The organism is Citricoccus sp. (assembly GCF_032154715.1).
Taxonomy (GTDB): domain Bacteria; phylum Actinomycetota; class Actinomycetes; order Actinomycetales; family Micrococcaceae; genus Citricoccus.
The window spans coordinates 1-7,975 of the sequence record NZ_JALDXU010000126.1; the positions used below are offsets into that span (position 1 = coordinate 1).

The following is a 7,975-nucleotide window of genomic DNA, read 5'->3' on the forward strand; positions in this document are numbered from 1 at the left end:
GTCCGCGGGGTCTCTTCATCGCCTTCGAGGGCGGGGACGGCTCCGGCAAGTCCACTCAGGCGCGCATGCTCGCCGAACGGCTGACGTCCGAAGGCCACGAGGTGCTGCTGACGCGTGAGCCGGGCGGCACGGACGTCGGCGAACAACTGCGCTCCCTCGTGCTGGACCCGGTCCACGCCCCCATCGACCCGGTGACCGAGGCGCTGATCTTCGCCGCCGCGCGATCGGCCCACGTCCGCCAGCTGATCGGCCCGGCCCTGGCCGCCGGACGCACCGTGGTGACCGACCGCTACGTGGACTCCTCCGTGGCCTACCAGGGTGCCGGCCGGGACCTCGGCACGGACACCGTGGCGGGGATCAACGAGTGGGCCACCGGCGGGCTGCACCCGGACCTGACCGTCCTGCTGGACGTGGACACCGGCACCGCCGCCACCCGCCGTGCCGGCCGCGAGCAGGCCGCCGGCAGCACCGGCCCGGACCGCCTGGAGTCCGAGCCCGAGCCCTTCCACCAGCGCATCCGCACCGCCTTCACGGACCGCGCCGCTCAGGCCCCGGAGCGCTACCTGGTGCTCGACGCCGCCCGGCCCGCCGCCGAGATCGCCGCCGAGGTCTGGGGCCGGGCCGCCCCCGCGGTGGCCGGCCGATGAGCGCCGCCATGGCACCCGCGTGGGCCGAACTCGCGGGCCAGGAGGCCGCCGTCGGGCAATTGTCCCGGGCCGCGACCATGGACGCCCCCACCCATGCCTGGCTGTTCACCGGTCCGCCCGGGTCCGGGCGGTCCAACGCCGCGCGGGCGTTCGCCCAGGCGCTGCAGTGCGAGGTGGCGGACCCGGCCCAGCGCGGTTGCGGCCACTGCCACGCCTGCCTGACCGTGCACGCGGGGACGCACGCGGACGTCAAGGTCGTGGCCACCGAGAACGTCACGTACAAGATCGACGAGATCCGCGAGCTGATCTCCCTCGCCCAGGACCGCCCCTCCTCCGGGCGGTGGCGGATCTTCATCATCGAGGACGCGGACCGTATGACCGAGCGCGCCACGAACGTCCTGCTCAAGGCGATCGAGGAGCCGCCGGCCCGGACCATCTGGATGCTGTGCGCCCCCTCCCCCGCGGACGTGCTGGTGACCATCCGCTCCCGGTGCCGCCCGGTGGGGCTGCGCATCCCCTCGGTGCAGTCGGTCGCGGACCTGCTGGCGGACCGCGACGGCCTGGACCCGGCACTGGCGCTGTTCGCGGCCCGGGCCTCCCAGTCCCACGTGGGCATGGCCCGGCGGCTGGCCCGGGACGAGGGCGCCCGGCAGCGCCGTGAAGCCGTGGTCCACCTGCCCCTGCGGATCCAGGCGACCTCGGATGCGGTGGCCCTGGCCAAGGAGCTGGTGGAGGTGACCCAGGAGGAGGCGAAGTCCTCGGCCGAGGTCCGCAACGCCGAGGAGAGGGCCAGCCTGCTGCGCGCCCTGGGCCTGGGGGAGGACGAGAAGGTCCCACCCAAGCTGCGCCACCATGTCAAGCGCCTCGAGGACAGCCAGACGGCGCGCAACAAGCGCTCCGTGCATGACACCCTCGACCGCGCGATGATCGACCTGACCGGCCTGTTCCGGGACGTGCTGGCCCTGCAGCTGGGTACCGGCGCGGAGCTGGTCAACGAGCACCTGCGGGACGAACTCGGTTCCTACGCCCACGGGGTCACCGCCGAGCGGACCGTGGCCCGGATCGACGCCGTGGCCACCGCACGCCGGCGCCTGGCCGGCAACGTGCCCCCGCTGCTGGCGCTCGAGGCCATGACGATGAGTTTCCTGCCGGACCGCATCCTGGACCGCCGCCCGGGCGAGCTGGTCTGACCCCGGCCGTCCCTGCCCCTGACCCTGTCCCGAAAGGACCCCGCGTGCGCCTGCACCCCTTCCCCTCCACCACCGGTGCCCTGGTCGCCGTCGTCGCCACCGCCCTGGTCCTCACGGGGTGCACCTCGGGTGGAGGGCCGGACGCCGAGCAGGCCGAGGGGCAGACCGGTGGGCCGATCTCCGAAGCCGTGGAGCCGACGTCGGGCACCGCAGCCGTTCCGGAGGGACTGGAGGACCTCTACGCCCAGGAGCCCGCCTGGCAGTCCTGCGAGCAGGATGCCGGCGACTTCGAGTGCGCCACCGTGGAGGCCCCCCTGGACTACGCGGATCCGGAGGGTGAGCGGATCGAGCTGGCCCTGGTCCGGACGGGCGGGGCCGAGGACGGCGCCCCGCACCTGCTGCTGAATCCCGGCGGCCCGGGGGCGTCCGGGGTGGACATGGTGGTGGATTCCCTGGACTACGTGGTCTCCGGAGCCGTCCAGGACCACTACGCCGTGGTCGGCTTCGATCCCCGCGGCGTGTCCCGCTCGGCGCCGGTGGAGTGCCTGTCCGATGAGGAGATGGACGCTGCCCGCGAGGAGCACATCGACCCCTCCACGGACGAGGGCCTGGACCAGGTCCGCGATTCCGCCCGGGAGTATGCGCAGGCCTGCGATGAGAACACCGGTGAGATCCTCGGCCACGTGGACACCGACTCCGCGGCCCGGGACATGGACCTGATGCGGGCCGTCCTGGGCGATCAGCAGCTGAACTACCTCGGGTTCTCCTACGGCACCGCCCTGGGGGCCTCCTATGCCGAGCAGTTCCCGGCCAACGTGGGCCGGATGGTGCTGGACGGGGCCATGGACCCGTCGCTCGACGAGTTCGAGGTGAGCCTGGGCCAAGCCGAGGCCTTCGAGGAGGCCATCACGGCCTGGGCCGAGTCCTGCCTCGCCGGCCCGGACTGCCCCCTGTCCGGCACGGCGGAGGACGGCGTGGCGCAGCTCCGCGAACTGCTGGCGCAGGTGGAACAGTCCCCGCTGACCTCCTCAGACGGCCGGCAGGTGCCGGCCGCCACCTTCGTCGCGGGGCTGATCACCCCGCTGTACGCGGACGAGAACTGGCCGATGCTCACCCAGGCCGTCGCCGACGCCATGAACGGCAACCCGGACGTGATGCTCTACCTCGCGGACCTGAACGCCGGCCGGGACGAGGACGGCGAGTACAGCTCCAACATCAACGACGCCTTCACGGCCATCAACTGCCTCGGCTCCTCCGCGGCGTCCGACACCGAGACGCTCCGCAGCCAGGCCGAGCAGCTGGACGAGGCCTCGCCGACCATCGGCCGGTTCCTGGCCTACGGCGGGGCGAACTGTGCCGAGTGGCCCGAAAAGCCGGTGGACGAGCCCGCTCCCGCCCGCGCTCCCGGGGCAGCTCCGATCGTGGTCATCGGCACCCAGGGCGATCCCGCCACCCCGTACGAGTGGGCCCCGGCGCTGGCCGAGCAGCTTGAGTCCGGGGTGCTTGTCTCCTGGAACGGCCAGGGGCACACCGCCTACGGCCGGGCCGGAGAGTGCATCGGGGCCGCCGTGGACGGTTACCTGATCGAGGGCCAGGTGCCCGAGGATGGGCTGACCTGCGGTTGAGGCGTCGTGGCCCGCGGACCAGCGGGGTCAGCGAGTCAGCAGCCCGCGCCGGTCACCAGGGCCGGGACGTCCCGGATGGAGGGCACGACGGCGGCCGCCCCGGCACCGCTGAGCACGGCCTCGTCGTGATAGCCGGTCAGCACGCCGACGGTCAATCCGGCACCGGCCCGCTGGCCGGCCCGGATGTCCCCGGCGGTGTCCCCCACCGTCATGACGGAGCGGACGTCATCGAGGTCCAGGGCCAGCAGCGCCGTGAGGATCATGTCCGGGTAGGGCGCGCCGCGGCCGGCGTCCGAGGGGCAGAGGCTGAGATCGGAGACACCCATCCAGTCCAGTGACTCCAGGATCATGTTCTGGGTGTGCCGGGCGAAGCCGGTGGTCAGCACGATCTTCATCCCCGCCTCCCGGAGTGCGGCCACAGCCTCCGCGGCACCGTCCACGGGCCGGACGCCACGTGCGGCCAGCAGCCGGTCATAGGTGGACTCGAAGCAGGTGTTGGCGCGACGGGCCGCCACGGGGTCCTCCGCGAAGATCGAGCGGAAGATCTCGTGGCGCGAGGTGCCCCGGGCCTCACGGAAGTACCCCACCATCGCGTCCGAGCGGGAGCCACCCGGCTCGATGCCCTCCTGCAGGATCGCGGTGGTGAAGGCCTCGTCCTGGAGGCCTCCCTCCTCCACGGTGGTGCCGGACATGTCCAGCACGGCCAGCTTCAGTGGACGCCGCGAACGGACGTCCCGGTGGGGTGGGGCGATGGCAGGCATCATCACAACTGTCCTCCCGTAGACAGACGGCCCGGCGGGTGCCGGGCCTGTCATCATGTTCGGACCACTCCACCGCGGCCACCTGTCCTGAGGTTGGACGTCAAGTGAACGTCTTCTGTGGGTTGTGAACACCGTGCGCCCTGTCTGCTTTTGCCGGGCGGGGCACCGGCCCGCTATCATCGATAGCCGTGGCACCCCCGGGTGTCAGCGTCCGCCTCCTTAGCTCAGCTGGCCAGAGCAGCTCCCTCGTAAAGAGCAGGTCACCGGTTCGAATCCGGTAGGGGGCTCAGACAGACAACGCGCCGTTGAGGGAAGTTCTCCCGCAACGGCGCGTTCTCGTTTCCGGACTCTAGGCCCCGGGGCGGAGGCCGGCGGCCTCTTCTGCTTCTTGCACGGCCGCCACGACTTTCTCGGCCCGGCGTCCCACCGAGTGCAGAGAGGCCTGACCCAGCCGGAACAATGCCGCGGCCTGGGCGGTGGTGGCCAGATCGTTCGCGGCCCGGGACAGGATGCGGTGCACATCGCTGCCGGACGCGGGGATCTGCAGACCGGTCTCGGGGTGCTGGCGGTGGGCCTCCACGCACAGGTGGCGCACCCGGGGCGCCAGCTCGGCCAGCACGTTGCCGGCGTTGATCAGCCCGTTCACCTCGTCCTCGGGGATCGTGCCCTCGGCGCGGGCCTCATGGACGACCTGCCAGTACCGGTCTAGCGAGCGGATGAACCAGTCGTGGCTCCGGCGCCAGAGGTCGGTCCCGAGCTCCGTCTCGTCCTTCTTGGCCTGCCGGCGCCGCGCGAACGGTCCGGCCATCAGGGCCTGCCCCCGGTTGTCAGGAGGATCTTGCCCGTCCGGTCCGCCTCTTCGAAGCGGTCCTGGGCTGCCGCCACGTCTTCCAGGGCGAACACCGCATCCGTGGTGGTGCGGATGGCTCCAGAGGTGACCAGCGGCCAGACCTGTGCGGCCACCTCCCGCATGATCTCGGCCTTCTCCTCCGCCGGCCGTGGACGCAGCATCGTCCCGGTCACCACGGCGTTCTTCCCCATGACCGCACCGATCGGCAGCGTTCCGGAAGCACCCCCCTGCAGGCCGATCACCACCAGCCGGCCGCCACGCGCCAGTGCGGCCATGTTCTTCTCCAGATACTTCGCACCCATCACGTCCAGGATCACGTCCGCGCCATGGCCGCCGGTGATCTCCTTCATCCGGGCCACGAAGTCCTCTTCACGGTGGTTGATGGCCGCCTCAGCACCCAGCTCAAGACTCCGCTGCACCTTGTCCGCGCTGCCGGCGGTCGCCACGGGACGCGCGCCCAGCGCTGTCAGCAGTTGCAGGGCGAACGAGCCGATGCCGCCGGTGCCACCGTGCACGAGTACCCAGTCGCCCCGGCCCACGCCGGCCTGCTGGACCAGATTGGACCAGCAGGTGGCCGCGACCTCCGGAAGCCCGGCCGCATCGGTGAGGGAGACGCCGTCGGGCACCGGGACCACCTGTCCGGCGGGGACCACCACGTACTCGGCATAGCCACCGCCCGCCAGCAGGGCACAGACCGGCGTGCCGAAATCCCAATTCCCGACCCCGGCTCCGGTCTCCTCGATCGTTCCGGAGACCTCCAGCCCGGGCACCTCCGAGGCACCCTTCGGGACGGGATAGTTGCCCGCCCGCTGCAGCAGGTCCGCACGGTTGATGCCGGCAGCAGTGACCTTGATGAGGACCTCGCCGGGTCCGGGCGCCGGGAGAGCTTGGTCCTCCACGGAGAGAACCTCGCGACCACCGGCACCGGCATACGTCACGGCCCGCATGGTGTGGTGATGGAGCTCCTGGGACATGGCCCTCCCCTTCTCTGGTGGCTCGTCAACAACGTTCTCAGCGTTACTTCTAGGCTACTCGGGTGGCTTGGCTGCATGGTCGCGTGAGCTGTCTCCCAACGCAACGTTGACCTCAGCGCCGGCGCAGCTCTCGACGGAGGTCTCGGTGGACTATCCGAGGGACCAGCCGCTGGTCTGCCTGGCATGTGATGCGGGATGGCTTTCGGCAGGGTGGCGGTCACGATGGTGTTGGTGGCGCAGGCGCTCACCCGAGACTGTCCAGGCTCCCTCAGCGGTGGTCCTTTCAGTGATAGTCCTGTGGATGCGGGGTCTGGCACCGGTGGTGGGGTGAGGGGTCGGGGGCGATTGGTGTACTTATGGCCGGTGGGAGTGGTGACGCGCAGTTCCTCGGCGGTGGCATGGTGAGTCCAGCCGGGGTTCTCTTTGGTGTGGTTGCAGCGGACGCAGAGTCCGGAGGCGTTGTCCCAGGAGGTGGGTCCGCCGTCGCGGTGGGGCGTGGCGTGGTCGACGTGCCGGATCGGGGCATCGCAGTACGGGGTGCGGCAGATCCCGTCACGGAGGAGCACCATGTGGCGCAAGAGTCCGGAGAAGGTACGGCGGTGGGAGTCCATTGCGACGAGCTGGCCGGTCGTGGGTGCGGTGTAGAGCCGGCGAAGGTAGACCTCGGCCTCGGTGTCGGCGATCATCCGGCGTGCCACGGGCGCCGGGATCGGACCCTGGCCGGGCAGCCACGCGGGGAGGTCGGCGCATTTCGCGCCGGCGCTCGTTTCGGTGCCTGCATCTGGGTTCTCCCCGACTGCTCCGCTGACAATGCCGGCGGCGGTGAGGAGGCTGGTGTCGGTCATGATCAGTTGGATCTCGACGGGGACGGCGTCGGCGGTGGCCTGGCCGGTGAGTCGTTGGACGAAGAGGTCGGTGAGGACCTGCTGCGGGGTCCTCTCGGCGGCGTCGCCTTCGGCGAAGGTACTGGCAGCGGCCGTGGTGAGGTTTTGATAGCAGGCGCTGGCCTGGGCGATCGGGAGCAGCGCGGTGAGGTATGCCATGCCCGGGTTGGTCTGTGCGGGCTTCAGACTCACGTGCCGGTCGCGGCAGGCTTGTTTTTGGCGTAGGAGGGCAGCGGCGGGGTCTTGCCCTTGGGCCGCGGCTTGGGCTTCCTGGACGAGTTCGCGGTGGCCGAGGAATTCGATCCGGTCGGCCAGGGCGGTATCGGCGGCCCGACGTTGGGGTGAGGTGAGCCAGTGAGTTTGTCGGTCGATCGCAGCAGCCTGATCTTCACTGATGCGTCCAGCGGTCAGGGCCTCCAAGGTGTGGGGCAGATCCGCCGTCAGGTTCAAGGCCAGGCGGAGGTGTTTGGAGCCCCGCGCCCCGGCCCTCCGGGCCAGGCCGACTTCGGCGGGCAGACCGCGACCCCGACGATCCCCGGGGATGCCCTGGACGGCTTCAACCTGGGTGCGGTGAGCGTGCAGGGCGGCGGTCTCGCGGGCCTGGGCGGCAGCGCAGGCTGACTTCAGTGCCTCCAGAGCCTGGATCCGGTCAATGGCCTCGGCCTCGGGCCCGTCCGGAGATGCAACGGCCTGCCGTGTGTCCAGCTCATCGGGGTTGAGGGCCGCGGCGGGGACCATCAGCGCCAAGGCCTGGCGCAGGCCGATGAGGTGAAGCGCGTTGACCGGCACCGCAGTCACCGGCACCCGCGCACCGTCAGATCCAGCAATGGTGGCATCCGGGGTATCCGTGCCGGGGATCGCAACCGGGACGCCGCTGGGGGCGGCGGCAGCAGCGCTGCCGGTGGCGCCGCCGTCGGGCTGGGGCACGCCACTTTCGCTCCGGCGACTCCGTTGCGCTTCGAACATGTGTACTACTCTACGGAGGCGGTCGGACACGATAAGCGACGAGCGCCCGAGTTGTGGATGACGATTGGACAAGGCCCG

Annotated in this window: 7 protein-coding genes and 1 tRNA gene; 4 read left to right on the forward strand and 4 right to left on the reverse strand. The window is 71.0% G+C overall.

Translation table 11 applies throughout. From position 1 onward, the window contains the following. The 3 genes from tmk to RUH65_RS14625 form a co-directional block, all read left to right on the forward strand. Window positions 1–647, forward strand: a 647-nt coding sequence (gene tmk / locus RUH65_RS14615) for a dTMP kinase (RefSeq protein ID WP_313818337.1), incomplete at its 5' end; no start/stop codon positions are given. An 8-nt stretch (window positions 648–655) separates the two neighbouring features. Next, entirely contained in the window at window positions 656–1,837 is a 1,182-nt protein-coding gene (locus RUH65_RS14620; RefSeq protein WP_313818338.1) for a DNA polymerase III subunit delta', read from the forward strand. Window positions 1,838–1,881: 44 nt separating this feature from the next. Then, window positions 1,882–3,462 (forward strand): alpha/beta hydrolase, encoded by a 1,581-nt coding sequence (locus RUH65_RS14625; RefSeq protein WP_313818340.1) that lies wholly within the window; start codon window positions 1,882–1,884, stop codon window positions 3,460–3,462. A gap of 35 nt (window positions 3,463–3,497) precedes the next feature. Here the strand turns inward: RUH65_RS14625 and RUH65_RS14630 are convergent, their stop codons facing one another. Further along, window positions 3,498–4,226 (reverse strand): HAD family hydrolase, encoded by a 729-nt coding sequence (locus RUH65_RS14630; RefSeq protein WP_313818342.1) that lies wholly within the window; start codon window positions 4,224–4,226, stop codon window positions 3,498–3,500. 210 nt (window positions 4,227–4,436) lie between these two features. Here RUH65_RS14630 and RUH65_RS14635 point away from each other — a divergent pair. Continuing rightward, window positions 4,437–4,510: transfer RNA gene (locus RUH65_RS14635), tRNA-Thr, on the forward strand. A gap of 62 nt (window positions 4,511–4,572) precedes the next feature. On the opposite strand, the gene RUH65_RS14640 is transcribed toward RUH65_RS14635, so the two are convergent. From RUH65_RS14640 to RUH65_RS14650, 3 genes are read right to left on the reverse strand one after another with little or no spacing between them, the layout of a single operon-like run. Continuing rightward, the gene (locus RUH65_RS14640) at window positions 4,573–5,031 is read right to left on the reverse strand and encodes a hypothetical protein (RefSeq protein ID WP_313818343.1); all 459 of its coding nucleotides are present in this window, start codon (window positions 5,029–5,031) and stop codon (window positions 4,573–4,575) included. Further along, window positions 5,031–6,047 (reverse strand): NAD(P)H-quinone oxidoreductase, encoded by a 1,017-nt coding sequence (locus tag RUH65_RS14645; RefSeq protein ID WP_313818345.1) that lies wholly within the window; start codon window positions 6,045–6,047, stop codon window positions 5,031–5,033. The genes RUH65_RS14640 and RUH65_RS14645 overlap by 1 nt, the downstream gene beginning before the upstream one ends. Beyond that, on the reverse strand, window positions 6,008–7,858 hold the full coding sequence (locus RUH65_RS14650; protein WP_313818346.1) for a DUF222 domain-containing protein: 1,851 nt from the start codon (window positions 7,856–7,858) through the stop codon (window positions 6,008–6,010). The genes RUH65_RS14645 and RUH65_RS14650 overlap by 40 nt, the downstream gene beginning before the upstream one ends. Window positions 7,859–7,975: the final 117 nt, after the last annotated feature.

Coding starts and splice junctions, on each gene's coding strand:
- RUH65_RS14620 (WP_313818338.1), top strand. CDS start 656: ATGGCACCCGCGTGGGCCGAACTCGCGGGCCAGGAGGCCGCCGTCGGG.
- RUH65_RS14630 (WP_313818342.1), bottom strand. CDS start 4,226: ATGATGCCTGCCATCGCCCCACCCCACCGGGACGTCCGTTCGCGGCGT.
- RUH65_RS14640 (WP_313818343.1), bottom strand. CDS start 5,031: ATGGCCGGACCGTTCGCGCGGCGCCGGCAGGCCAAGAAGGACGAGACG.
- RUH65_RS14645 (WP_313818345.1), bottom strand. CDS start 6,047: ATGTCCCAGGAGCTCCATCACCACACCATGCGGGCCGTGACGTATGCC.